At 66.5% G+C, this 23,835-nt stretch carries 21 protein-coding genes; 13 read left to right on the forward strand and 8 right to left on the reverse strand.

The genetic code is table 11. The features are described from left to right. Nucleotides 1-106: 106 nt before the first annotated feature. Nucleotides 107-820, reverse strand: a complete 714-nt coding sequence (locus FHY18_RS10955) for a response regulator transcription factor (protein WP_005408123.1) — start codon at nt 818-820, stop codon at nt 107-109. A gap of 88 nt (nt 821-908) precedes the next feature. Continuing rightward, the gene (locus FHY18_RS10960; RefSeq protein WP_259155954.1) at nt 909-1,577 is read right to left on the reverse strand and encodes an arylesterase; all 669 of its coding nucleotides are present in this window, start codon (nt 1,575-1,577) and stop codon (nt 909-911) included. Nucleotides 1,578-1,680: 103 nt separating this feature from the next. Between FHY18_RS10960 and FHY18_RS10965 the strand changes: the two genes are divergently transcribed. The 7 genes from FHY18_RS10965 to FHY18_RS10995 all read left to right on the forward strand — a co-directional run bounded on the left by FHY18_RS10965 (nt 1,681) and on the right by FHY18_RS10995 (nt 9,266). Then, nucleotides 1,681-2,286, forward strand: coding sequence for an ATP-binding cassette domain-containing protein (locus tag FHY18_RS10965; protein WP_023902758.1), 606 nt, complete (start codon nt 1,681-1,683; stop codon nt 2,284-2,286). Then, nucleotides 2,283-4,766, forward strand: a complete 2,484-nt coding sequence (locus tag FHY18_RS10970) for an FtsX-like permease family protein (RefSeq protein WP_259154408.1) — start codon at nt 2,283-2,285, stop codon at nt 4,764-4,766. The genes FHY18_RS10965 and FHY18_RS10970 overlap by 4 nt, the downstream gene beginning before the upstream one ends. A gap of 247 nt (nt 4,767-5,013) precedes the next feature. Then, nucleotides 5,014-5,931, forward strand: a complete 918-nt coding sequence (locus FHY18_RS10975) for a TauD/TfdA family dioxygenase (RefSeq protein ID WP_259154411.1) — start codon at nt 5,014-5,016, stop codon at nt 5,929-5,931. Between the two features lie 41 nt (nt 5,932-5,972). Further along, nucleotides 5,973-7,019 (forward strand): ABC transporter substrate-binding protein, encoded by a 1,047-nt coding sequence (locus tag FHY18_RS10980; RefSeq protein ID WP_259154414.1) that lies wholly within the window; start codon nt 5,973-5,975, stop codon nt 7,017-7,019. Between the two features lie 3 nt (nt 7,020-7,022). Next, nucleotides 7,023-7,856: an ABC transporter ATP-binding protein gene (locus tag FHY18_RS10985; protein WP_259154416.1), complete on the forward strand. Its 834-nt coding sequence runs from the start codon at nt 7,023-7,025 to the stop codon at nt 7,854-7,856. After that, nucleotides 7,853-8,737 (forward strand): ABC transporter permease, encoded by an 885-nt coding sequence (locus FHY18_RS10990; RefSeq protein WP_259154425.1) that lies wholly within the window; start codon nt 7,853-7,855, stop codon nt 8,735-8,737. Before FHY18_RS10985 ends, FHY18_RS10990 begins: the two co-directional genes overlap by 4 nt. Before the next feature lie 175 nt (nt 8,738-8,912). Next, a complete protein-coding gene (locus FHY18_RS10995; protein ID WP_046962671.1) occupies nt 8,913-9,266 on the forward strand; it encodes a DMT family protein in 354 nt (117 codons plus the stop codon). A gap of 243 nt (nt 9,267-9,509) precedes the next feature. Here FHY18_RS10995 and FHY18_RS11000 read toward each other — a convergent pair whose 3' ends face one another. The 5 genes from FHY18_RS11000 to FHY18_RS11020 all read right to left on the reverse strand — a co-directional run bounded on the left by FHY18_RS11000 (nt 9,510) and on the right by FHY18_RS11020 (nt 14,979). Then, the gene (locus FHY18_RS11000; protein WP_259154430.1) at nt 9,510-10,439 is read right to left on the reverse strand and encodes a DUF6607 family protein; all 930 of its coding nucleotides are present in this window, start codon (nt 10,437-10,439) and stop codon (nt 9,510-9,512) included. A gap of 29 nt (nt 10,440-10,468) precedes the next feature. After that, nucleotides 10,469-11,101 carry a Hemin transport protein gene (locus FHY18_RS11005; protein ID WP_259154438.1) on the reverse strand — a complete coding sequence of 211 codons (633 nt, stop codon included), beginning with the start codon at nt 11,099-11,101 and terminating at the stop codon, nt 10,469-10,471. A gap of 5 nt (nt 11,102-11,106) precedes the next feature. Continuing rightward, nucleotides 11,107-13,338, reverse strand: a complete 2,232-nt coding sequence (locus tag FHY18_RS11010) for a TonB-dependent hemoglobin/transferrin/lactoferrin family receptor (RefSeq protein ID WP_259154441.1) — start codon at nt 13,336-13,338, stop codon at nt 11,107-11,109. Nucleotides 13,339-13,493: 155 nt separating this feature from the next. Next, entirely contained in the window at nt 13,494-13,733 is a 240-nt protein-coding gene (locus tag FHY18_RS11015) for a hemin uptake protein HemP (protein ID WP_259155955.1), read from the reverse strand. Nucleotides 13,734-13,995: 262 nt separating this feature from the next. Next, complete coding sequence (locus tag FHY18_RS11020) at nt 13,996-14,979, reverse strand: aldo/keto reductase (RefSeq protein WP_259155956.1); 984 nt, start codon at nt 14,977-14,979, stop codon at nt 13,996-13,998. 153 nt (nt 14,980-15,132) lie between these two features. Here FHY18_RS11020 and FHY18_RS11025 point away from each other — a divergent pair, with 153 nt between their 5' ends. The 4 genes from FHY18_RS11025 (at nt 15,133) to dusB (ending at nt 19,308) form a co-directional block, all read left to right on the forward strand. Next, entirely contained in the window at nt 15,133-16,431 is a 1,299-nt protein-coding gene (locus FHY18_RS11025; RefSeq protein ID WP_259154444.1) for a nucleoside transporter C-terminal domain-containing protein, read from the forward strand. A gap of 80 nt (nt 16,432-16,511) precedes the next feature. Next, the gene (locus FHY18_RS11030) at nt 16,512-17,465 is read left to right on the forward strand and encodes a ribokinase (RefSeq protein ID WP_259154446.1); all 954 of its coding nucleotides are present in this window, start codon (nt 16,512-16,514) and stop codon (nt 17,463-17,465) included. A gap of 99 nt (nt 17,466-17,564) precedes the next feature. Continuing rightward, complete coding sequence (locus tag FHY18_RS11035; protein WP_259154448.1) at nt 17,565-18,167, forward strand: DUF4893 domain-containing protein; 603 nt, start codon at nt 17,565-17,567, stop codon at nt 18,165-18,167. 142 nt (nt 18,168-18,309) lie between these two features. Beyond that, nucleotides 18,310-19,308, forward strand: a complete 999-nt coding sequence (gene dusB, locus FHY18_RS11040) for a tRNA dihydrouridine synthase DusB (protein ID WP_259154450.1) — start codon at nt 18,310-18,312, stop codon at nt 19,306-19,308. Nucleotides 19,309-19,517: 209 nt separating this feature from the next. Here dusB and FHY18_RS11045 read toward each other — a convergent pair whose 3' ends face one another. Next, the gene (locus tag FHY18_RS11045) at nt 19,518-20,606 is read right to left on the reverse strand and encodes a metal-dependent hydrolase (protein WP_259154452.1); all 1,089 of its coding nucleotides are present in this window, start codon (nt 20,604-20,606) and stop codon (nt 19,518-19,520) included. Nucleotides 20,607-21,081: 475 nt separating this feature from the next. Here FHY18_RS11045 and FHY18_RS11050 point away from each other — a divergent pair, with 475 nt between their 5' ends. Both FHY18_RS11050 and metK read left to right on the forward strand, forming a co-directional pair. Next, a complete protein-coding gene (locus FHY18_RS11050; RefSeq protein WP_259154454.1) occupies nt 21,082-21,567 on the forward strand; it encodes an OsmC family protein in 486 nt (161 codons plus the stop codon). Nucleotides 21,568-21,925: 358 nt separating this feature from the next. Further along, on the forward strand, nt 21,926-23,137 hold the full coding sequence (gene metK / locus FHY18_RS11055) for a methionine adenosyltransferase (protein WP_259154461.1): 1,212 nt from the start codon (nt 21,926-21,928) through the stop codon (nt 23,135-23,137). Nucleotides 23,138-23,835 lie beyond the last annotated feature (698 nt).

The following is a 23,835-nucleotide window of genomic DNA, read 5'->3' on the forward strand; positions in this document are numbered from 1 at the left end:
CGCTTCCGTGAGTCCATCGTGCAACCAGCCGGCGGCACGGGAGAACGAGCGGCGCGTCTGCGCCTACAGGAGCGGCCGGCCGCCAGTCGGCAGCCGGCCGGCGACATCAGGTCATCGGTTGGGCGATGTCGGCAATGCGATAGCCGGCGCTCTGCACGGTGTGCAGCAGCGGGCGATCGAACGGCTTGTCGATGATCTTGCGCAGGTTGTACAGATGGCTGCGCAGGGTGTCCGAATCCGGCAACCCATTGCCCCAGATTTCGCGCTCGATTTCCTGGCGGGTGACCACGCGCGGCGATTCGCGCATCAGGATGGTGAGCAGGCGCAGGCCGATTGGCGAGAGCTGCAGCTCGGTGCCGGCACGGGTGGCGCGCATGCTCACCGGGTCCAGCACCAGGTCGGCGACCTTGAGCACTTCCGAGCCCACCTGACGACGTTCGCGGCGGATCAGGGCACGCAGGCGCGCTTCCAGTTCCTGGATCGCGAACGGCTTGGTCAGGTAGTCGTCGGCGCCGAAACCCAGGCCGGTGAGCTTGTCGTCCAGCGTATCGCGGGCGGTCAGCATCAGCACCGGGGTGGACTTGCGTGCGTCGTTACGCAGGCGGCGGCACACTTCGATACCGTCCAGGCGTGGCAGCATGAGGTCCAGCACGACCACGTCGTAGCTGTTCTCGGCGGCCAGACGGTAACCGTCCAGTCCATCCTGCGCATAGTCGACCTCGAAGCCACGGCCTTCCAGGTATTCGCCGATCATTTCGGAGATATTGCGGTTGTCTTCGACGACCAGCACGAGGCCGGACGTTTCCTTGGTCTGACGCATGGACTTTCCTCGGTCTTCAGCTTTGTGAAACATGCCGGATCGGCGGTGCAAGCGACGTGAAGGCCGAATAACGTTTCATGTCATCCGATCAACGCCCCAGCAGTGGTCGCAGCGCCGGCCACACCGTCTCCAGCACCTTGGGCTGGGCCGCCGCGGTCGGGTGCAGGCCGTCGGCCTGCATCAACCCGGGCTGCAGGGCCACCTTCTCCAGAAAGAAAGGCACCAGCGCGGTGTTGTACTGTCTGGACAGGTCGGCATAGGTGGCCTTCAGGCGCTCACGGTAGGCCGGGCCGTAGTTCGGCGGCACGTCGATGCCCAGCAACAGGACCTTGGCGCCGGACGCTTGACTGAGCTTGATCATCTTCTCCAGGTTTGCCTTCAGCTGGGCCGGGGTCAGCCCACGCAGCGCATCGTTGCCACCCAGCTCGATCACCACCACGCCGGGATGGTGCTTTGCCAGCAGGCCTGGCAGCCGCGTCAATGCGCCCGAGGTGGTTTCGCCGCTGATGCTGGCATTGACGACCGCCGGTGGCGTCGCCATGTCACGCTTGAGGCGTTGGTCGAGCAAGGTGACCCAGCCGGACTGCACCGGGATGTTGTGCGCAGCGCTCAGGCTGTCGCCGACGACCAGGATCGGCGCGGTCGTCACCGGACTTTTGGCAGAGGCAAATCCCGGCGCGAGCAGGGACAGTGTCAGCAGCCACAGGACCAGCGCGCCATATCGCAGTGTTCTTTCACGCATTCGGAGATTCCTCATCGACAGTCTGGCCCCCCGCTCCAGCACCCGCACCGCCATCGACGTCCGCGAGGTCGGTAAATCCGTCAGTGGACCGGAGGGAACACTCCACATCCTCGACAACGTGAGCTTGACGGTCAGTGAAGGCGACAGTATCGCCATCGTTGGGGCCTCCGGTTCGGGCAAGACCACCCTGCTCGGCCTGCTTGCCGGGCTGGACCTGCCCAGCCGCGGCAGCATTGCGCTGTCCGGCCAGGACTTGGGGCAGCTGGACGAAGAAGCGCGTGCCGCCCTGCGCGCGCGCGAAGTCGGCTTCGTGTTCCAGAGCTTCCACCTGCTGCCGGCGCTGACGGCAGAAGAAAACATTGCGCTACCGCTGGAACTGGCCGGGCGCGAAGACCCGGCGCGGGTGCGCGAGGTGCTGGAGGCGGTCGGCCTGAGCGCGCGTGCGCGGCATTACCCGCGCCAGCTGTCCGGTGGCGAGCAGCAGCGCGTGGCGCTGGCACGCGCATTCGTGGCCAGACCGCGTATCCTGTTTGCCGACGAGCCCACCGGCAGCCTGGACCAGACCACCGGCGCGCAGATCAGCGACCTGCTGTTTGCGCTCAATGCCACCAGCGACACCACCCTGGTGCTGGTCACCCACGACATGACCCTGGCACAGCGCTGCCATCACATCTACCGCATCGACAGCGGCCGCCTGCACGCACAGACCGGTCCGGCCGCATGAACGTACTGCGACAGGCCGCGCGCGCGGTGCGCCGCGAATTCCTGGCCGGCGACCTGCTGACCGTGTTCGCCGCGCTGGTGCTGGGCGTTGCGGTGATGACGGCGGTGGGCACCCTGGTGGACCGGGTGACGCTGGCATTGACCTCCAGTGCGGCAGAGGTGCTCGGTGGCGATCTGGGCGTCACCGGGCGCCAGGAGATTCCGGCCGGCTTTGCCGAGGAGGCACAGCGACGCGGGCTGCAGAGTACCCGCATGGTCAGCTTCCCCAGCGTGCTGTTCCATGGCGATGCCAGCCAGATGGCCAATATCCGCGGCGTGGGCGCCGGCTACCCGCTGCGTGGGCAGTTGCTGGTGTCCAAGCACGGCAGCGGCGGCGAAGGCAGCCCTGCCACCGCACCGCCGCCGGGCCAGGCCTACGCCGACCCGCGGCTGCTGGAAGCACTGGGCCTGCGCGTGGGCGAGCAGCTGGAATTCGGCGCCGGCCATCTCACCATCACCGGCGTGCTGCGCGCCGAGCCGGATGCCTCGGGCGAGTTGATGCAGCTGTCGCCGCCGCTGCTGGTCAATCGCGCCGACATCGAGGGCGCCGGCCTGCTTGGCCCGGGCAGCCGCGCCTCCTACCGATTGATGTTTACCGGTGCGCCGGACGCGATCGCCGACCTGCGCGCCTGGCTCAAGCCGCGCGCTAGCGAATACCGCCTGGTCGGTATCGAAGACACCCAGCGCGGTATGCGCGCCGCGTTCGATCGCGCCGGGCGTTTCCTGGCCCTGTCGGCCTTGCTGGCGGTGTTGTTGTCCGGCGTCGCCACTGCGCTGGCGGCCAACCGGTTTGCGATGCGGCGCATCGACACCGTGGCGGTGCTGCGCTGCCTGGGCGCCAGGCAGCGCGACATCCTGGCGATGCTGTCGCTGCAGTTGCTGTTGACCGCGATCCCGGCCTGCCTGGTCGGCATCGGCTTGGGGATGCTGGCGCAGGAAGGCCTGGTGCAGGCGCTGGGCAGCCTGATCCCGAACCGGCTGCCGCTGCCCCAGGCCACGCCGGCCCTGGCCGGTGCAGGCATCGGCCTGGTGCTGCTGCTGGGCTTCGGCCTGCCGCCGCTGCTGCGGCTGCGCAACGTGCCGCCGATGCGCGTGCTCAACCGCAGCTTTGCCGCGGTGCCGCCGAGCTCGTTGCTGGTATATGCGGCCGCATTGGCCGCTACGCTGGCGCTCACCGTCTATGCCACCGGCAACCTGGTGCTGGCCGGCTGGGTGCTGGGCGGCCTGGCCGCGCTGGCGCTGGTGGCGATGCTGCTGGGGCTGGGCTTGCTGGCATTGCTGCGGCCGATCCAGCACCGTCTGCGCGGGGCCTGGAAGCTGGGCCTGGCTTCACTGACGCGCCGACGCGGGTTAAGCGTGGTGCAGCTGGTCGGCCTGTCGCTCTCGTTGTGCGCGCTGCTGCTGCTGGCGGTGGTCGGCCCCGGCCTGCTGGGCCAATGGCGCGACCGCCTGCCTGCGGACACGCCCAACTACTTCCTGATGAACATCCAGCCCGAGCAGACCGAGCCGGTGCTGCAGACCTTGCGAGGCCTGGGCGTGGATAACGCTGCGGTGGAGCCGTTTTCCACCGGCCGGCTGGTGGCGATCAACGACAAGCCGCCGGTGCGCGGCGACCGCGACCCGCAGGACGATGGCGACGGCGACAACCGCCCGGTCAACTTTTCCTGGCGGCATGCATTTCCGCCGGCCAACACCTTGCTGCAAGGCAAGTTCTGGAGCGCCGACAGTACGCAGGCCGAGGCGTCAGTGGAGGAAGGCTGGGCACAGCGCTATCAGCTCAAGCTCGGCGACCGCATCACCTTGTTGCTGGGCGAACAACAGCGCAGCTTCACCGTCACCAGCATCCGCAAGGCCGATTGGGATTCGTTCCGGGTCAACTTCTTCCTGCTGCTCAACCAGGGCGCGGTGGGCGATGCGCCGTACAACCTGATTTCCGCCTTCCATCTGCCGCCCGGCAATGCGCCCAAGCTGGCATCGCTCAGTCGCGACTACCCCAATATTTCGGTATTGGACATCGATGCAATTCTCGGCCGCGTACGCGAGGTGATCGACCAGGTGGCGCAGGCCGTGCAGCTGGTGATGGGCTTCAGCCTGCTGGCCGGCGTGCTGGTGCTGCTGGCCGCGCTGCAGGCCACCGCAGGCGAGCGCCGCTACGACAGCGCAGTGCTGCGCACGCTGGGCGCGCGGCGCGGGCAGTTGCGTGGCGCCGTGCTGGTGGAGTTCGGCGCATTGGGGCTGCTGGCTGCGGGCCTGGCGGTCACGGCTGCGGCCGTCATCGGCGCGGTGGTCGGGCAGCAGGCGTTCGACATCGCGCTGGCGCCGGATTGGCCGCGGCTGCTGCTGGGCGGCGCGTTCGGGCTGGCATTGAGCCTGCTCGCAGGCTGGTCGGGCACCCGGCGCATCCTGTCCACGCCGCCGGCATTGGCACTGCGCACGGAATAAGGCCGGCCAAGAGCCGGCCCTGTGGTGGCGATTGGCCAAGGATTGCGCCACCAGCTGCGCGCCATGACCCACCGGCATGGAGCGCTGCGCCTTGCGCAGCGTCGGGCATCGCGCATGTTGCAGTGCATATACCTGCAGCGCATAAGCACCTTGCCAATCGTACGTTCGCAGCGGCGGCATGACTGCCTAGAGTGACCAGTCCGGTCGCCGTTCGGGCGGCCTCTGCTGTTGTCGAGGTGCCAACGTCATGGCTAGCGTGAATTCTGCAGCGCGCGTGCAACCGCCGCGCAACGATGCCACCGCCGCGCAGGCGTCGGCCGTGCGGATCGTGCCGTTCGACGCGCCACTGGGTGCGGAAGTTTTGGGGCTGGATCTGTCGCAGCCGCTGGATGCCGCTACCTTCGCGCGCATCCACGCTGCGCATCTGGACCATCACGTACTGGTGTTCCGCGATCAGCGCATCACGCCCGCGCAGCAGGTGGATTTCAGTCGTCGTTTCGGACCGTTGCAGATCCATGTGCTGCGCAACTTCCAGCTGCGCGGGCATCCGGAAGTGCTGGTGGTGTCCAACATCAAGGAGAACGGCGAGCCGATCGGGCTCGGCGATGCCGGGCATTACTGGCACTCGGATCTGTCGTACAAGCAAACGCCCAGCCTGGGTTCGCTGCTGCACGCGCAGGAACTGCCCAGCGAAGGTGGCGACACCTTGTTCGCCAATCAACATCTGGCCTGGGAAACGCTGCCCGCGCCGCTCAAGCGCCGCGTGCAGGACCTGCAGGCCGAACATAGTTATCTCGCCAAGTACGAAGAGCTGCGCGCACGCAACCCGTGGCGCCCGGCGCTGACACCCGAACAGATTGCCGAAGTAGTACCGGTGCAGCATCCCATCGTGCGGACGCACCCGGAAACCGGGCAAAAGGCGCTGTTTGTCAGCGAACACTTCACCACCCGTATTGTCGGGCTGCCCGAAGACGAAAGCCGTGCCCTGCTGCAGGTGTTGTTCGAACACAGCACGCGCGCGGCGCTGGTGTACCGGCATCAATGGCAGCCGTACGACATGGTGTTCTGGGACAACCGCTCGGTCATGCATCTGGCCGCCGGCACGCCCGATCACCTGCGCCGCCGGCTCAACCGCACCACCATCGAAGGCGATGCGCCGTTCTGAGCGCGCGCCTGTCCCTCCCCCTCTTTCGACTGGAGCGCCGCATGCGTTTGACCGTCACCTCTCACGCACCTTCCAGGCGCCGCACAGTCTCAAAGCGCGTCGCGGCATTGTTGCTGGCCGCAGTGCCATTGCTGCTGAGCGCCACTGCGCAGGCAGAAGGAAAGCTGCGCATCGCCAAGCAGTTCGGCATCGTCTACCTGCTGCTGGACGTGGCACAGGAGCAGAAGCTGATCGAGCAACAAGGCAAGGCCGCCGGCGTGGACATCGACGTGCAGTTCCTGCAGTTGTCCGGTGGCGCGGCGGTCAACGATGCCTTGCTCACCGGTTCTATCGATATCGCAGGTGCAGGGGTCGGGCCGTTGTTCACCATCTGGGACCGCACCCGTGGTCGGCAGAATGTGCGCGGCGTGGCCTCGCTGGGCAATTTCCCGTATTACCTGATCAGCAACAACCCGCGCATCAAGAGCATCGGCGACTTCACGCCGCAGGACCGTATTGCGGTGCCGGCCACCGGCGTGTCGGTGCAATCGCGGTTTCTGCAGCATGCCTCGCAACAGCGCTGGGGCGACAAGGGCACCCATCAGCTGGACCCGCTGCAGGTGGCATTGCCACACCCGGATGCCGCCGCGGCAATCATCCGTGGACGCAGCGAAATCACTGCGCATTTCGCCAGCCCACCGTTTCAGGAACAGGAACTGGCGCGCAACCCGGCCGCACATATCGTGACCAGTTCCTACGACATCGAAGGCGGCCCATCGTCGGCCACGGTGCTGTACGCCACCGAGAAGTTCCGCCGTGACAATCCCAAGACCTATCGCGCCTTTGTCGCCGCATTGGACCAGGCGGCGACATTCGTCACTGCACACCCGGAGCAGGCGGCGGACATCTTCTTGCGTCGTAACGGCTCGAGCATCGACCGCGCGCTGGTGCTGCAGATTCTCAAGGACCCCAAGGTGCAGTTCACCGTGGCGCCGCAGAACACGCTGAAGCTGGGCAAGTTCATGCAGCACAGTGGTGCGATCAAGCAGGCACCCGCCAAGGTGGGCGATTATTTCTTCGATGATCCGCTGATTGCGGGCGGGAGCTGAGCGATGCGTGTGCCGCTGCTGCAAGTCGATCATGTCAGCCTGGAATACGCCTCAGCGCAGCGCGTGGTGCGCGCCACGCACCGGGTGCGCTTCGATGTGCATGAAGCCGATCGCTTTGTGCTGCTGGGGCCGTCGGGTTGCGGCAAATCCACCCTGCTCAAGGCGGTGGCCGGCTTCGTCACCCCGCGCGAGGGGCAGATCCGTCTGGATGGCAACGCGGTCACCGGGCCGGGTCCGGATCGCGTCGTCGTATTCCAGGAATTCGACCAGCTGGCGCCCTGGAAGACCGTCCGCGAGAACGTGGTCTTCGGCCTGCGCGCAGCGCGCAAGCTCAGCCGCGCCGAAGCGCGCGAGCGTGCCGACGAAAGCCTGGCGCAGGTCGGGCTGAGCGCGTTTGCCGAGGCCTACCCGCACACCTTGTCCGGGGGCATGAAGCAGCGCGTCGCCATAGCACGCGCGCTGGCGATGCGTCCGCGGGTGCTGTTGATGGACGAGCCGTTCGCGGCGCTGGACGCGCTGACGCGCTCGCGCATGCAGGAGCAGGTACTGGAGCTGTGGGAGCAATTGCGCTTCACGCTGTTGTTTGTCACCCACTCCATCGAAGAAGCGCTGGTGGTCGGCAACCGTGTGTTGCTGCTGTCGCCGCATCCCGGCCAGGTGCGCGCCGAACTCAACGCGCACGCATTCGGCCCGCACAGCGCCGGCAGCGTGGCGTTTCAGCAAACCGCCCAGCGCATCCACCGTTTGCTGTTCGACCTGCCCGACGCCACGCTCGACGACGACAAGGTGGCGCCTTTGCGTCGTCCTGCCTTGCGTCAGCGCGAGGCGCTGCCATGAGCCGCAGCACTGCTGCCAGGCTGCCGCCGCTCCCGCCGGTGCGCGCCGAATACGAACTGGCCGTACAGCCCCTGGATCCTGCACTGGTCGCCACTGCAGTGCCCGCGCGCTGGCAGGCGCCGCCATGGCTGCGCAAGGCGCTGGTACTGGTGGCGCTGGTGGCGGTATGGGAGATCGCCGCGCGGGTGGTCGGTGACGATCTGATGCTGCCGAGCGCATGGCAGACCGCGCATGCGTTCTACGACGGGCTGCTGTCGGGCGAATTATTGCGCCGCGTGGGCGCCTCGCTGCGGGTGCTGGCGCAGGGCTATGTACTTGGCGTGGTGCTGGCTTTCGTGCTGACCGCACTGGCCGCGTCCACGCGCTGGGGCCGCGATGTGCTGGGCACGCTGACGGCGATGTTCAACCCGCTGCCGGCCATCGCGCTGCTGCCGCTGGCCCTGCTGTGGTTCGGGCTGGGCACCGGCAGCCTGGTGTTCGTGCTGGTGCATTCGGTGCTGTGGCCACTGGCGCTGACCACCTACGCCGGCTTCCAGGCGGTGCCGGAAACCCTGCGCATGGCCGGACGCAACTATGGCTTGCGTGGCCCACGCTACGTGGCACAGTTGCTGATCCCGGCCGCCCTGCCGGCGATCCTGTCCGGCCTGAAGATCGGCTGGGCGTTTGCCTGGCGCACCCTGATCGCGGCCGAGCTGGTGTTCGGCGCCACCTCCGGCCAGGGCGGCCTGGGCTGGTACATCTTCCAGAACCGCAATGAGCTCTACACCGACAAGGTGTTCGCCGGCCTGGCCATGGTGATCGTGCTGGGGCTGCTGGTGGAAGGCGTGGTATTCCAGGCCATCGAACGGCTCACCGTCAGGCGCTGGGGGATGCAGCGCTAGCGGGGTGGGCGCAGGCGCTGCGCTGCGTGGCCAAACGTTCTCCCTAGCCATGCCTCATGCGGGCGCTTCGCATCGGCTCGACGGCCTTAGCCCGCATGCCGGACTCATCGGCACGGTCGCGTGCGCTTAACGGCGCTGGCTTATGCTGCCGGCCCCTTTCCTGCCGTCCGCCGTCATGCCCACCGCCCCCTTCACTGCTTACCTGTACCCAATCCTGCTGCTGCTCGCCAGCAACGTCTTCATGACCTTCGCCTGGTACGGGCATCTGAAGTACAAGAGCACGCCGCTGATGATTGCGATCCTGGTCAGCTGGGGCATCGCGTTTTTCGAATACTGCCTGCAGGTGCCGGGCAACCGCCTGGGCAGCGCGGTGTATTCGGCACCGCAGCTCAAGGGCATGCAGGAAGTGATCACGCTGCTGGTGTTCGCAGGCTTCTCGACCTTTTACCTGGGCCAGGCACTGAAGTGGAATCACTGGGCCGCGTTCGGCCTGATCCTGGTGGCGGCGTTCTTGATGTTCAAGGAATAAACCGCTGCCTTGCCCGTAGGAGCGCACCCGGGCGCGGTGGGCATTTCCGGGAAAGCCACGTCGCGCCCGGGTGCGCTCCTACGACATCCGAGTGCGGCATTCGCCGGCGTGTCGCGCTTGTCCCTGGGCCAGGCGCTGAAAAGGACTAGGCAATTCCCTGTAGGAGCGCGCTGGCGCGCGATGGGGCGTTATCGGTAAGGCCTCATCGCGCGCAAGCGCGCTCCTACGCATCAGGGGATGTGTTTAATCTGCGCGCTCCACCCACTGCGCAAACACCGCGTCGATCTGCGCGTCCTTGACCCGCTTGCCCTTGTGCACGGTCTCGGCCTGTTCGAACATCGGCATGATCATCGCCATGCCATCGGGCTTGGTTTTCAGATGCAGGCCTGGCGGCGTGTCCAGGAATGCGGCCCAGCGGGTGCGTACCTTGGCCCAATAGCCTTGCGTGCCTTTCCAGTAGGCATAAGCCGGGGCGAAGTCGACCTCGGTGGTCTTGCGGTAATCGTTGAAGCCGAACTCGCGCGCGATGGCCTGCTGGCTGCCATCGGGTTTGCGCAACACCTTGGTGTTGAACTGTTCGTGGGTCCAGCCATTGGGTGTGAGCGTGTGGCGATTGATGACCGACAGCGCGTTGTAGTCGCTGCGCTTGGTGTATTCGCGGCGCGGCAAGGGACGCCAGCTCACGTCGCTGGTCCAGGTCGGGTGACCATCGGCGTAGTCCCAGCGTCCGGTGCCGCAATAGCGCGGCGCATCGCTTACCTCGAAGACGCATTGGGTCCAGGCACCGGCAGTCACCGCCGCCGGCACTGCGCGCACCTGCCAGGTCTGTTCGGAGCTGAATTCGAAGCGCTGCGGCGCTTCGTAGACCCAGTCCTGCCGCCAATGTTTGGTCACATGCTTGGTCTTTTCATCCACCAGCAGGTGCTGCAGCACGATCTTGCGTGGTGTGTCTTCCACCACGATCACCACCTCGTTGGCGCCGCTGCGCATCGCCGACGCGCGCTCGTAACCGGGCTTGAGCAACACGGTCTCGTCGAAGGCGAAATCCACAGCGTATTCGCCCTGCATCGCCAGGATGCTCTGGCGGTCGCGCTCGGGCTCTGCAGCCGCGGCGGCGACCGCCGGTAACAGGCTCAACATCACGGCAGGAAAATACGTAAACAATCGGCTCATCGGAACTCTCGGTCGTGGTCGTGGAAACGTCAGCGGCGCAGGCGCAGCAGCGACGTGGTCATGTCGGTGGGATCGGTACCGCGCGGGGCCGCCTGCGTGGCGCGCGCGGCGGCAGCGCGTGCGCAGCAGCAATCGTCCACGGCCACACGTCCGTCGATGCCTTCTTCGCGGGCCAGTCGTGCGGCAACCTCGGCGCCCAGCGCGGAAACGGTCGCAAGACTGGCGACCAGCGGCTGCTGGCGGTTGGCCGTGGACTGCAGGCGCAGCGCGCTCAACCGCCAGCTTTCACCGCGCATGCGTCCGGCCAGCCGGCGCCATAGGCGCTCGCCGATGCCCAGGCCGTGCGTTTCCGCCGGCAGTGGCGGCAAGCGCGAGACCAGGCGATCCCAACTCAAAAAATCGCTGTCCGGCAACAGGCACAGGCGCCAGCAGCATTGGCCGTCGGCACCGAAGAACCAGATGCTTTCGCGCACGCCATCGCTGTCCACCTGGCGCGAGGCGGCCGCATCGACCGCGTGCCGCCAGCCATCGAGTTCAGTGCCCAGCGCCGGACGATACAAGCACAGCACCGTACCCAGCGCCGACAGCTGCGCTGCGCGCGGCAACGCTGCGCGGTTGGCACGTGCACCCGAGGACAACGGCAGTGTGCGGGCGATGGGCATGGCCGCTACCAGCTCACCGCCAGGCTGACCGAGGCCGTGCGTCCGGCGCCGGTGAAGCGATCCAGCACCGTGCTGCTGGCCAGCGTGCCGTTGGGCAGCGCGTTCCAGTCCACATAGCGGCGGTCGGCCAGATTGAAGATGCCGGCGGTGACCTTGGCACCGGGCGCGAACTCCCAATGCCCCATCAGATCCAGCGTGGCGTAGCCGGCCGGGGTGTAGTAGCTGTCCAGCTGCGGGCGACGCTTGCGTGCGACAAAGGTGCCGATCAGTTCCGCACCCCAGCCATCGCTGTCGAAGGCCACGCCCAGCGTGCCGCGCAATGGGTCGACCGAATTCAGCGGCGTATCGTCGGTGAGGTTGTCGCCTTCCGAATAGGCCACCGCGCTGCTCAACGACCAGCCCTGCCAGCCGGCCAGCGCGCCAAGATCCAGCCCGCCACGCGCTTCGGCGCCCTTGATCACCACATCGTCGACATTGCGCGACTGGAACAGCATCAAGCCTTCCGCACTGACACCGGCCGGTGCGTAGGATTCGATGAAGTTGCGGTAGTCGGTGTAGTACACGCTCACGCCCAGATAGCCCACGGCATCGTTGAAGCGCAGCCCCAGCTCGCCGCCGCGACTGGTTTCCGATTTCAGATCCGGGTTGGCGATGGCGGTGTAGCGCGCCTGCAGATTGGTGAAGCCGATATTGACGTCGTTGTAAGGCGGCGCGCGGAAGCCGTGCGCATAGTTGGCATACGCCGACCAGGCTTGCGAGAACCGCCACACCGCGCCGAATTTGGGCGACACCTGGGCCTGGTCGATGGTTTCGACCGCCACACCCGGGTTGTCTTCGCGGAAGATGTCGTCCACCTGCGGCGACAGCCGGAAATAATCCACGCGCACGCCTGGCGTCAGCGACAGCCTCCCATCCAACAAGCCGATCTCGTCCTGCGCATACACCCCGAGCTTGGTGGTTTCGCTCTTCGGGAAATCGCGCACCGGAAACACGTCCTGCCCCACACGATTGGTGATCGCGCCATTGGCCAGGTTGACAGAGTAGCCATCGCGCTTGGCGCGGGTGTCGGTCCAGGTGCCGTCCAGGCCATAGGTGATGTCGTGATTGAGCGTGCCGGTGTCGATGGACTTGTGCGCGTTGACCAGCAAGCCGTAGACGCGCTGATCGAAGTTGTGTTCGTTATGACGGCGCGTGTTGTTGCCACGCAATTCGTCGGTGCGTTGCAGGCTTTCGCTGTCCTGGCGATAGAGCTGCCATTGCAGGTCGTCGGCCAGCGCCGCGTCCAGTGCGTCCAGCTCATGCCGCAGCGACACCCGCGTACGGGTCTGATGATCGCGGCCGTCCTGCGACAGGATGCGCAACGATGGCGTTGCCACGCGCGGGTCGATGCCGGTCAACGCCTCGATGCTGCCGTAGTCTTCGTTGCCCTCCACGGTAAGCTTGAAGCGCTGCTGCGTGCTCGGCGCGTACACCAGTTTGGTCAGCACGCTGCGGCCATCGATACGCTGCGGGTTGGCCGCGGTGCGGGTGAAATCGCGACTGCGGTTGTCGCCCTGGTTCTGCGCTTCCTGGCCCTGGCGATGCGCCACGGCCACCATGCCGCTCCAGCGATCGCCGCCGAATGCCGCAGTGGCACCGGCAAACAAGCCGTTCCAGTCGCCTTCGTACCCGAACTTCAGGCCGACATAGCTGCGCTTGTCGGCGCTCAGGTAATCGGCAGGGTCCTTGGTGACGAAAGCCACCACGCCACCCAGCGCATCGGAGCCATACAGCGAGCTGGCCGGCCCACGCACGACCTCCACTCGCTTGAGCGTTTCAAGATCGACGAAATTTCGGTTGGCATTGAGATAGCTGCCGAACGCGAAGGTGTCCGACACCGGTACGTTATCCACCAGGATCGCGACGCGGTTGCCGTCCAGCCCGCGGATGCGGATGCCGCTGTCGCCGGCAAAGCGGCCGCTGTTGCTGGTCACCGACACGCCGGGCGTGTAGCGGAACAGATCCCTGAGTTCGCGTACAAGCTGGTTGTCCAGTTGTTCGCGGTCGATGACATCCACCGTGCCCGGCACGTCGATCAATGCACGCTGGGTGCGCGTGGCGGTGACCTGCATACGATCGAAGTCGTGTACCTCACGCGCAGCATCGCCGCCAGCGTCTGATTCGGCAGCGTGGGCACACAACGGAACAGCAGGCAGCGCAAGCGACAGCGCGACCACCAGCGGATGCAGGCGAATCATCGGGAACCTTTGAGGGGAAGTTCCCGGCAGCACCTGCTGCAGACAAGGCCGACACCGGCCGCCGGGGAAAGAGCGTGGGAAGCGCGGACGGCGGCGGCAACGCCCGCGACAGACGGCCCGAGCCCCGCGCCAATGCGCGGGTCGGAGGGTGGAACTTACTTGGTCAGGATGAGCTTGTCGTTGCTGGTATGGCGCAGGCGGTAGACGCGGTCGCCGTGCTGGATCAGCACTTCGCGACGGCCCTTGAGCAGCGCCTCGCTGCTGATCAGGTCTTCGGCAGGAACGACACGTGGGACGGCGCGGTCGCGCAGGTTGACCGGTTCGGAGCGGAGCAGCACGGGATGAGCGGTCATGGTCTGGATCTCCAGTCGGTTGGCCAGACAAATAATAACCATTCTCATTTAATGATCAAGAGCCATTCTCATCTTCGCGACGCGAGCTTTGCATGGGTTTAACTATTTCGATTCACTAAATCTATCGAAAAAGTCCCTGTGGGGATTTCCGCAATGCAGTGGACAAACCGGGGGACCGCCGCGAGAGACGGCAGCGCCATGTAGGGAATCGGACCGGCGTGCACCAGCCAGTTGCGGCGTCTCGTTGGGTACAAGCGCCCGCCAAACCCGCGCAGCCACCCGTGCCCACCGCACTCGGCTGCCCTCAGCGGGTCGCGTCCTCCACCCGTGCCCAACCGGCGGCATCGACCTTGGTCAAGGTCTCCAGGGCGCCGAGATTTTCTTCCAGCTGCGCCACGCGGCTCGCACCCAGAATCACCGTGGACACGTGCGGGTTGCGCAGGCACCAGGCGATGGCCAGCCGGGCCGGCGACTGCCCGAGCTCGGCAGCCACTGCGCAGAACGCGCGGGCCCGTTCGAGACGGCGCGACTCCTGGGTGCCCAGCACTTCGTCCTGCAGCCAGTGATTATCCGGTTGGCCGAGGCGGCTATCGGCGTCTACACCGGCGTTGTACTTGCCGGTCAGCAGGCCCGACGCCAGCGGCGACCAGATGGTGGTACCGAGCCCGCCCTCGCACAGGGGCGCGTATTCGCGCTCCAGCCGGTCGCGGTGCAACAGGTTGTACTGCGGTTGCTCCATCGAAGGAGCGTGCAGGTGCTCCTGCCCGGCGATGGCGATGGCCGTCCGCAACTGCTCGGCGCTCCATTCGGAGGTGCCCCAGTACAGCACCTTGCCCTGGCGGATCAGCGCGTCCATCGCACGCACGGTTTCCAGGATCGGCGTGTCCGGGTCGGGCCGGTGGCAGAGATACAGATCCAGATAATCCACGCGCAGGCGCTTGAGCGCCGCATGGCAGGCGTCGGTGACATGCTTGCGCGAGAGCCCGCGCTGGGTCGGGCGCGGGCTGTCCACCGCACCGAAGAACACCTTGCTCGACACGCAGTAGCCATCGCGCGGCAGGCGCAGGTCGGCGATCACATCGCCCATCACCTCTTCGGCGCGGCCGCGTGCGTAGACCTCGGCGTTGTCGAAGAAATTGATGCCGTTGTCCCAGGCTGCGGCAATCAGGTTGCGCGCTTCGCCGCGCCCGATCTGCTTGCCGAAGGTCACCCAGGCCCCGAACGACAAGGCCGACAATTGCAGCCCGGTGGAACCCAGACGACGGTAAAGCATGGCGATCTCCTGCAACCTCCAGGGCACCTGCCCCGGACCGGCTTGCGCAGTTTACCGAGCTGGAGGCCTGCGCAAGCCTGCGACGGCCTTCTGAATGCCGTTCGCCTTGCCCGCCGACACCCCCTGCTCTAGGCTTCCCGTTTTGCCGTTGGCAGCCCGGGGATTGGAATGGTCGAAGGTTTGGGAAGGATCGGTTTCGGCCTGTTCGGTCTGGCGGTGCTCATCGGCATCACCTGGCTGTTTTCGACCAACCGCCGCGCGATCGACTGGAAGCTGGTCGCCACCGGCCTGTTGCTGCAGATCTCGTTCGCCTCGCTGGTGCTGCTGGTACCGGGCGGGCGCGACGTGTTCGATTCGCTGGGCAAGGGCTTTGTGAAGGTGCTGAGCTTCGTCAATGAAGGTTCCACCTTCATTTTCGGCAGCCTGATGAACATCGAAAGCTACGGCTTCATCTTTGCGTTTCAGGTGCTGCCCACCATCATCTTCTTCTCTGCGCTGATGGGCGTGCTGTACCACCTGGGCGTGATGCAACTGGTGGTGCGCGCGATGGCCTGGGCGATCACCAAGGTGATGCGCGTGTCCGGCGCGGAAACCACCAGCGTGTGCGCCAGCGTCTTCATCGGCCAGACCGAGGCGCCGCTGACGGTGCGCCCGTACATCCCCAAGATGACCCAGTCCGAATTGCTGACGATGATGATCGGCGGCATGGCGCATATCGCCGGCGGCGTGCTGGCTGCGTATGTGGGCATGCTCGGCGGCAGCGACCCTGCGCAGCAGGCGTTCTACGCCAAGCATCTGCTGGCCGCCAGCATCATGGCCGCACCTGCCACGCTGGTGGTGGCCAAGCTGCTGGTACCGGAGACCGGCACGCCGTTGACCCGCGGCACGGTCAAGATGGAAGTGGAAAAGACCACCAGCAACATCATCGATGCGGCCGCGGCCGGTGCCGGCGATGGCCTGCGCCTGGCGCTGAACATCGGCGCGATGCTGCTGGCCTTCATCGCGCTGATCGCCTTGATCAACGCCCCGCTGACCTGGCTGGGCGAAGTGACCGGCGCGGCAGCGGCGCTGGGCCGGCCGACCAACCTGTCGACGATCTTCGGCTACGTGCTGGCACCGGTGGCATGGGTGATCGGCACGCCGTGGGCGGACGCGACCACGGTGGGTTCGCTGATCGGCCAGAAGGTGGTGATCAACGAATTCGTCGCCTACACCGAGCTGTCGCAGATCGTGAAGGGCCAGGTCGCCGGCGTGAGCCTGAGCGAAGAAGGCCGCCTGATCGCCACGTATGCCCTGTGCGGCTTCGCCAACTTCAGCTCGATCGCGATCCAGATCGGCGGCATCGGCGGGCTGGCGCCGGAACGTCGTCACGATCTGGCCAAGTTCGGCCTGCGTGCGGTGCTCGGCGGTTCGATCGCCACCTTCATGACCGCTACCATTGCCGGCGTACTCTCGCACTTCGGTTGAGGCGGCGCGGGTTCATCGGTGTCGCGGTCTAATCGCCGGACGCCACGTTTCATTCAAGTCATTCAAGCAAGCAGGTATTTATGAGTTCGGTCGTCGTTGTCGGGTCTTTCAATGTCGATCACGTGTGGCGCTGCGATGTGCTGCCTGCGCCGGGTGCCACCATCGCCGGCCGCTACAGCACCGGCCCGGGTGGCAAGGGATTCAATCAGGCGGTCGCGGCCGCACGTGCCGGCGCCAAGACGCACTTCCTGTGCGCGCTGGGCGACGATGCCGGCGGCGCGCTGGCGCGCTCGCTGGCCGCGCACGACGGTTTTGCGCTGATCGCCGAGCCGAGCAATGAACCGACCGGCACCGGCGGCATCTATGTCGACGGCCACGGCCGCAACACCATCGTAATCGGTGCCGGCGCCAACTCGGTGCTGAGCACCGGTTTCGTCGAGAACCAGCGCGCGCTGGTTGCCTCGGCCCGCGTGCTGCTGGCACAGCTGGAATCGCCGGCCGAAACCATCGAGTCGGCACTGACCCTGGCGCACGAATGCGGCGTACTGACCGTGCTCAACGCCGCACCGGCCAACGCACCGACCTCGATCGGCCTGCTCAAGCTGTCGGATGTGCTGACCCCGAACGAAACCGAGTTCGCCGCCCTGCTCGGCCGCCACGTCGGCGAGCGCATCAATGCCGACGATGTGGCCGCACTGGATGGCAATACGCTGCATTCGCTATGCCGCAAGCTGCTGCCGGGCGGCACCGTCGTGGTGACGCTGGGCGCGGTAGGCGCCTTCATTTCGCATGCCGACGAGCAGTTGCGCGGCGATAGTGCGGCGCATTACCGCGTGGGCGCAGAAAGCGCGCAGACGGTGGACACCACCGGTGCCGGCGACGCCTTCAACGGCGCGCTGGTGGCCTCGCTGGCGCAGTCGCCGGGCGCTAGCTTCATCACCCATGTCCGCTTTGCCACCCGCTACGCCGCCCGCTCCACCGAAGTGGAAGGCGCCGCGGCATCGATGCCACGGCTGCTGCCGGACGCCGGCTAACCGCCTGCGCCGATGGCGACATCGGCTGGCATTCACTCGGGCCACCGCACTTCACCGCCCGTCGCCGCGACGGGCCTGCATCACGACAAGGAGTTCTCGATGCGTCATTTTTCCCTGATCCGGTTCGTTGCGCTGTGCGCCTGGCTTGTCCCGCTGTCGGCCGCTGCGCAGCGTTGCGACTGGAACGGCACTGCCAGCGATGCCGACCGCGCTGCGGTAACCGTGTCTGCGGACAGCCTGCAACAGGCGATCGCAGCGCATTACGACGATACCGACCAGGAAGACGGCGCCGCGCTGGCGCGCACGCTGCTGCAGCGCGCTGGGTCGCCGCAGGTGCCAGGCAAGCTGGACGGCCGCTGGCAGGTGCGCTCGATCCAGGTCGACCAGCGGTTCGCCTATGCCTACCCCTATTTCAAGGCCGAGATCAGCCGCAATGCCTGCGGCTATCGCTTCCGCAAGGTCAGCGGCTCGCAGCGTCGCAGCGGCACGTTGTATCCACTGGCCAAGGACAGCCGCGAGTTTGCCTTCCTCGGCGCCAGCACGGTCAACGACGAACCGGAAGGCCGCTACGCGCCCGGCAACATCTCCGACGGCACCAACGGCAACAGCGTCGGCCGGCTGGTCGCTCTGGGGCCGGACGAACTGCTGCTGATCCTGGACGGTGGCGCCAAGGGTTTCGAGCTGTACCAGCTGATCCGCTGACCTGCAGATCCCGGGTCCGGTCGCGTCGGTGCGATCCGGCCGGCGCGTGCTGGCCTGGCCCAGCACCGGTCCGCGCCTGTCGCCGCGCCCCTGTGGCGGCGCCCGAGTTGGCAGCAGCAGCAACCCCAGCGACAATGCGCGCATGCAGATCGGCCCTTACACCATTGCCCCCAAGGTGATTCTCGCCCCGATGGCGGGCGTCACCGACAAGCCGTTCCGGCTGCTGTGCAAGCGGCTGGGCGCCGGGCTGGCGGTATCGGAGATGACCATCTCCGATCCGCGTTTCTGGGGCACGCGCAAATCGCTGCACCGCATGGACCATGCCGGCGAGCCGGATCCGATCAGCGTGCAGATTGCCGGCACCGAGCCGCAGCAGCTGGCCGAGGCGGCGCGCTACAACGTGGACCATGGCGCGCAGCTGATCGATATCAACATGGGCTGCCCGGCCAAGAAGGTCTGCAATGCCTGGGCCGGCTCGGCGTTGATGCGCGACGAGGAACTGGTGGCGCGGATCTTGCGCGCGGTGGTGCAGGCAGTGGATGTGCCAGTGACCCTGAAGATCCGCACCGGCTGGGACTGCGACCACCGCAACGGCCCGGTCATCGCGCGCATCGCGCAGGATTGCGGCATCGCTGCGCTGGCGGTGCATGGGCGTACCCGCGACCAGCATTACACCGGCACTGCCGAGTACGCCACCATCGGCGAGATCAAGGCGGCGCTGCAGATCCCGGTGATCGCCAACGGCGACATCGATTCGCCGCAGAAGGCCGCGCAGGTGCTGCGCGCCACCGGTGTGGATGCGGTGATGATCGGGCGCGCGGCGCAGGGGCGGCCATGGATCTTTGGCGAAGTGGCGCATTACCTGGCCAGCGGCACGCTGTTGCCGCCACCGACGCTGGCCTTCGTGCGCGACACCCTGCTCGGTCATCTGGACGCGCTGCATGCGTTCTACGGCCAACCGCAGGGCGTGCGCATCGCGCGCAAACACCTGGGCTGGTACGCGAAGGATCACCCGCAGAGCGCCGACTTCCGCGCCGTGGTCAATCGCGCCGAAACGCCCGAAGCGCAGCTGGCGCTGACCCGCGATTATTTCGACGCCTTGATTGCCGGCGTGGCACCACCGCTGCCGAACGCCGCCTGAGGCATCTGGACGGCACCCGAACACGCGCAGCTGCGCTGCGCTGCGTGCTGGCATCCGCTGCGCACCATGGCCTGGCATGGCTCACGACACCTTGCAAGCAGCCGTCAGGCACGGCGCGCTGCGAACGCAAATGAAGTGCGCCTGGTGGATGCCGCACCGAGCACGGGCCGCGCCTAGCTGGCGGCGGCACGGTCGGATTGTTGGCGGCTCTAGTGTGTCGACGTCGCCGGCGTGTTGACCTGCTCCAGATCGCCGGTGAGCGCCGTGCCGGCGGGCGCATGCCAGATGCGGTGCCACATCTGCGCCAGCACTGCGCCGATCTGGTCGCGGGCCACCGGCGCGCGATAGGCCGCCTGGACCTGACGCGGCACGATCGGCTGCCATTGCCCGCCGTCGCGATGCGCGACGACGAAATTGAAGTTGTAGTCCGGCTCCAGGCCCATGCGCAGATCGCTGAGCATCAAGTCGTCATCGACCAGGCGTGCGCGCATGAAGCCGCGGTTGAACCAGGTCAGCCGACGCACCGAATCGAACGCGGCCACTTCGCCCAGCGCCTGGGTGTTGCTGGAAAAGCCGCGAAACTGCATCGGCCCGGTGTCGGCCACCAGCGAGCGCTCGCCGATCACATAGCCGCCGGGCGTCATCGCCACCACCCGCCATAGCAAGGTGTTGAGCGGCATCGGCACCGAGAAGCGCGGCGCATCGGCCAGCCCCATCGCTGCCAGCGCGCGGTCGGCTTCCTGATCGACCAGATGCTTGGCGATCAACGACCAGCCCAGATAGGCCGAACTTGCCACCAGCCCGATCACCAGCACGCGCTGGGCGAGTGGGCGCGCGCGCGCGAACCAGGCGATCGCGCAGGCCAGCAGCAGCCACAGCGTGTAGGCCGGGTCGACGATGAAAACGCTGGACCACATGGTCGGATGCGGCTGCAGCGGCCACCACAGCTGGGTGCCGTACACGGTGAAGGCGTCCAGCAGTGGATGGGTGATCAAGGCCAGCTGGATCGCCCAGAACCAGCGCCTGGGCGCGCTGGCCACCCGTCCATTGCCGTAGCGCCGGAACAGCCACCAGATCAGCCAGCCCAGCAGCGGCAGCACGAACAGCGAGTGGCTGACGCTGCGGTGCACCGTCATCAGGGTAACGGGGTCGTCGGTCAGTGGCAGCAAGGCCAGTGAATCGAGGTCGGGCAAGGTGCCCAGTGCCGCGCCGGCGAGCAAGGCGGCACGCCGCTGTCCGGGCGGCGCGATGGCGGCAGCGATGGCACCGCCAAGAACGATCTGGGTGAGGGAATCCATCGCCCGATGCTAGCAGGCCCCACATGCACGGACGGGCATCGCCCCACGCGCTTTCAGTCGGCACACAGCTGCGCTGGCGCGGAGCTGCAGTGAAGATCCGCGCCAGGGCGACCAGCGGCGCATTGCAGCGGCCGGCACGCTGCGCGGGTGCAGCGGATAGTGAGGCGCAAGCGCAGCCTTGACGAGCGGTCGCCGTACGTGTGGAACGCTACGCACCTGTCGCGGCTCGGACACAAGAAGACTCGCGACCGGCTGCATGGCAACGCTGCGCAAGTGACCTTTTGTTGTTTGAAGCAAACCGGGAAAGCGCCGCCTCTGCGTCACGGCCGGCGCAACAGCAACCGATGCGAAAAGACCTGGCACGGATGTTTCACCGCTGGGAAGCGCCTACCCCGGTGGAGGCCTAGGCAGTGGAGTCCCTTGCCAGCCCGGTCTGAAGGACGCATGGTGTGCGCCCAAGGCAAGGAGTGCGGGAATGCCAGACCAACAGCACCAGTACAGCGTCAGGGTCACCTGGACCGGCAACCAGGGCAGCGGCACCTCGGGATATCGCGCCTACAGCCGTGACCACCGTATCGAGGCGGAGGGCAAGGCCAGCGTGATCGACGGCTCGTCAGATCCAGGCTTCCGCGGCGACCCGGCACGCTGGAACCCCGAAGACCTGTTGGTCGCCTCGCTGTCGGCCTGTCACAAGCTCTGGTACCTTGGGTTGTGCGCCAATGCCGGCATTATCGTGCAGGCCTACGAGGACAACGCCGAAGGCGCCATGCTGGAGCAGGCCGATGGCGCCGGGCAATTCACCTCGGTGGTGCTGCGCCCGCTGGTGACCTTGGCACCGGGCAGCGACCTCGAGCAAGCCAGAGCGCTGCACCACACCGCGCATGAAAAATGCTTCATCGCCCGCTCGATGAATTTCCCGGTCAGCCACGAGCCCCGGCTGCAACTGGCCGAATCGAACTGAACGGCGGGTTGCTCGAGGCTGTGGCAAGTCCTGTCGTGGGTAGATGCCCAACGCCGACCACAGCGTTTGCAGCTCGAACCCAGTGTCGGCCAGGTGTTGGAGCAGCTCAGGCAGTGGCAGACGGCCCCATTGCATGCCGCGCCTTGGCAGGTACGGCGCTGGGCTGTGGGGATCGGCCCGCCTCGCTCACGCATGGCCGCCTTTGCCGCGATGCGGACACCTCATTGCCGGCTGCCGGAGCGCCTTGTCGGTCGCGCTTAACCCCACGGCATCGCGTTCAGGCGCACAATGCAACCGACACACGGGGCGTGTATCATCCGCACCCATCTTTTCATCCGAATTAAGGGATATAAGCCTGATGTCCAGCTACCTGTTCACCTCCGAATCGGTCTCCGAAGGCCATCCGGACAAGATCGCCGACCAGATCTCCGACGCCGTGCTGGATGCCATCCTGGCCCAGGACAAGCGTGCCCGCGTGGCGTGCGAGACCATGGTCAAGACCGGTGTGGCGATCGTTGCCGGCGAAGTGACCACCAGCGCCTGGATCGACCTGGAAGCCCTCACCCGCAAGGTGATCCTGGACATCGGCTATAACAGCTCCGACGTCGGCTTCGACGGCGAGACCTGTGGCGTGCTCAACCTGATCGGCAAGCAGTCGCCGGACATCAACCAGGGCGTGGACCGCAAGAAGCCCGAAGAACAGGGCGCCGGCGACCAGGGCCTGATGTTCGGCTATGCCACCAACGAGACCGACAGCTTCATGCCGGCGGCGATCCACCTGTCGCACCGCCTGGTCGAGCAGCAGGCGAAGATCCGCAAGAAGAAGAACTCGGCGCTGTCCTGGCTGCGTCCGGACGCCAAGTCGCAGGTCACCCTGCGCTATGAAGACGGCGTGGCGACCGCGATCGACGCGGTGGTGCTGTCGACCCAGCACGACCCGGGCATCAAGCAGAAGGACCTGATCGAAGCGGTGCGCGAGGAAATCCTCAAGCCGGTGCTGCCGGCCAAGTGGCTGCACAAGGGCACCAAGTTCCACATCAACCCGACCGGCAAGTTCGTGATCGGCGGCCCGGTGGGCGATTGCGGCCTGACCGGCCGCAAGATCATCGTCGACACCTACGGCGGCTGGGCCCGTCACGGCGGCGGCGCGTTCTCCGGCAAGGATCCGTCCAAGGTCGACCGTTCGGCCGCCTATGCCGCGCGCTATGTGGCCAAGAACGTCGTGGCTGCCGGCCTGGCCGACCGTTGCGAAGTGCAGGTTTCCTACGCCATCGGCGTGGCCGAGCCGACCTCGATCTCGGTCACCACCTTCGGCACCGGCAAGATCGCCGACGAGCAGATCGAAAAGCTGATCCGCAAGCATTTCGACCTGCGTCCGTTCGGCATCATCCAGATGCTCGACCTGATCCACCCGATGTACCAGCAGACTGCCTCCTACGGTCACTTCGGCCGCAAGCCGAAGGACTTCAGCTACACCGACGGTGCCGGCACGCAGCATTCCGCTACCTCGTTCTCGTGGGAAAAGACCGACCGCGCCGACGCCCTGCGCGCCGATGCAAAGCTGAAGTAAGCACGCCGCTCCTGCAGGAGCGAGCGCGATGCACGACGACCGGGCCGCTGATGCGGCCCGGTTTCGTTTTGAGGTCTGTCGGTGGGTTGTCCAACTCCAGGAAGTGGCAGGTTACGAAGGCTTCGGCTTACGGCGGACCCACACGCGGATGGGCGTGGCGAAATAGAGCCCCTTTCTCCGCAGGAGAGGGGTTGGGGTGAGGGTTCGGGCGAAGCCGCTCACCTGCCGAATAGCACGTGGCTGCGGACGTACCCTCATCCGCCCCTACGGGGCACCTTCTCCCGCCTTGCGGGAGAAGGAACAACGACGCCAACCGCTGCTCAAGCCCTTCTCCTGAGGAAGAGGGGTTGGGGTGAGGGTTCGGACGAAGCCGCTCAGAAGCCGCTCACCTGCCGAATAGCACGTGGCTGCGCACGTACCCTCATCCACCCCTATGGGGCACCTTCTCCCGCCTTGCGGGAGAAGGGACAACGACGCCAACCGCTGCTCAAGCCCCTCTCCTGCGGGAGAGGGGTTGGGGTAAGGGTTCGGGCGAAGCCGCTCAGAAGCCGCTCACCTGCCGAATAGCACGTAGCTGCGCACGTACCCTCATCTACCCCTATGGGCACCTTCTCCCGCCTTGCGGGAGAAGGGACAACGACGCCAACCGCTGCTCAAGCCCCTCTCCTGCGGGAGAGGGGTTGGGGTGAGGGTGCGGG

This window comes from Xanthomonas sp. 3793 (genome assembly GCF_024806835.1).
GTDB lineage: Bacteria > Pseudomonadota > Gammaproteobacteria > Xanthomonadales > Xanthomonadaceae > Xanthomonas > Xanthomonas arboricola_F.

What these genes read in the sequence shown, in the direction of transcription:
- FHY18_RS11010 (WP_259154441.1), bottom strand. Translation starts at nt 13,338, where the DNA reads ATGATTCGCCTGCATCCGCTGGTGGTCGCGCTGTCGCTTGCGCTGCCT.
- FHY18_RS11000 (WP_259154430.1), bottom strand. Translation starts at nt 10,439, where the DNA reads ATGAGCCGATTGTTTACGTATTTTCCTGCCGTGATGTTGAGCCTGTTA.
- FHY18_RS11015 (WP_259155955.1), bottom strand. Translation starts at nt 13,733, where the DNA reads ATGGTTATTATTTGTCTGGCCAACCGACTGGAGATCCAGACCATGACC.
- FHY18_RS11030 (WP_259154446.1), top strand. Translation starts at nt 16,512, where the DNA reads ATGAGTTCGGTCGTCGTTGTCGGGTCTTTCAATGTCGATCACGTGTGG.
- FHY18_RS11045 (WP_259154452.1), bottom strand. Translation starts at nt 20,606, where the DNA reads ATGGATTCCCTCACCCAGATCGTTCTTGGCGGTGCCATCGCTGCCGCC.
- FHY18_RS10970 (WP_259154408.1), top strand. Translation starts at nt 2,283, where the DNA reads ATGAACGTACTGCGACAGGCCGCGCGCGCGGTGCGCCGCGAATTCCTG.
- dusB (WP_259154450.1), top strand. Translation starts at nt 18,310, where the DNA reads ATGCAGATCGGCCCTTACACCATTGCCCCCAAGGTGATTCTCGCCCCG.
- FHY18_RS11025 (WP_259154444.1), top strand. Translation starts at nt 15,133, where the DNA reads ATGGTCGAAGGTTTGGGAAGGATCGGTTTCGGCCTGTTCGGTCTGGCG.
- FHY18_RS10980 (WP_259154414.1), top strand. Translation starts at nt 5,973, where the DNA reads ATGCGTTTGACCGTCACCTCTCACGCACCTTCCAGGCGCCGCACAGTC.
- FHY18_RS10995 (WP_046962671.1), top strand. Translation starts at nt 8,913, where the DNA reads ATGCCCACCGCCCCCTTCACTGCTTACCTGTACCCAATCCTGCTGCTG.
- FHY18_RS11035 (WP_259154448.1), top strand. Translation starts at nt 17,565, where the DNA reads ATGCGTCATTTTTCCCTGATCCGGTTCGTTGCGCTGTGCGCCTGGCTT.
- FHY18_RS10955 (WP_005408123.1), bottom strand. Translation starts at nt 820, where the DNA reads ATGCGTCAGACCAAGGAAACGTCCGGCCTCGTGCTGGTCGTCGAAGAC.
- FHY18_RS10985 (WP_259154416.1), top strand. Translation starts at nt 7,023, where the DNA reads ATGCGTGTGCCGCTGCTGCAAGTCGATCATGTCAGCCTGGAATACGCC.
- FHY18_RS10975 (WP_259154411.1), top strand. Translation starts at nt 5,014, where the DNA reads ATGGCTAGCGTGAATTCTGCAGCGCGCGTGCAACCGCCGCGCAACGAT.
- metK (WP_259154461.1), top strand. Translation starts at nt 21,926, where the DNA reads ATGTCCAGCTACCTGTTCACCTCCGAATCGGTCTCCGAAGGCCATCCG.
- FHY18_RS10990 (WP_259154425.1), top strand. Translation starts at nt 7,853, where the DNA reads ATGAGCCGCAGCACTGCTGCCAGGCTGCCGCCGCTCCCGCCGGTGCGC.
- FHY18_RS11050 (WP_259154454.1), top strand. Translation starts at nt 21,082, where the DNA reads ATGCCAGACCAACAGCACCAGTACAGCGTCAGGGTCACCTGGACCGGC.
- FHY18_RS10960 (WP_259155954.1), bottom strand. Translation starts at nt 1,577, where the DNA reads ATGAGGAATCTCCGAATGCGTGAAAGAACACTGCGATATGGCGCGCTG.
- FHY18_RS11005 (WP_259154438.1), bottom strand. Translation starts at nt 11,101, where the DNA reads ATGCCCATCGCCCGCACACTGCCGTTGTCCTCGGGTGCACGTGCCAAC.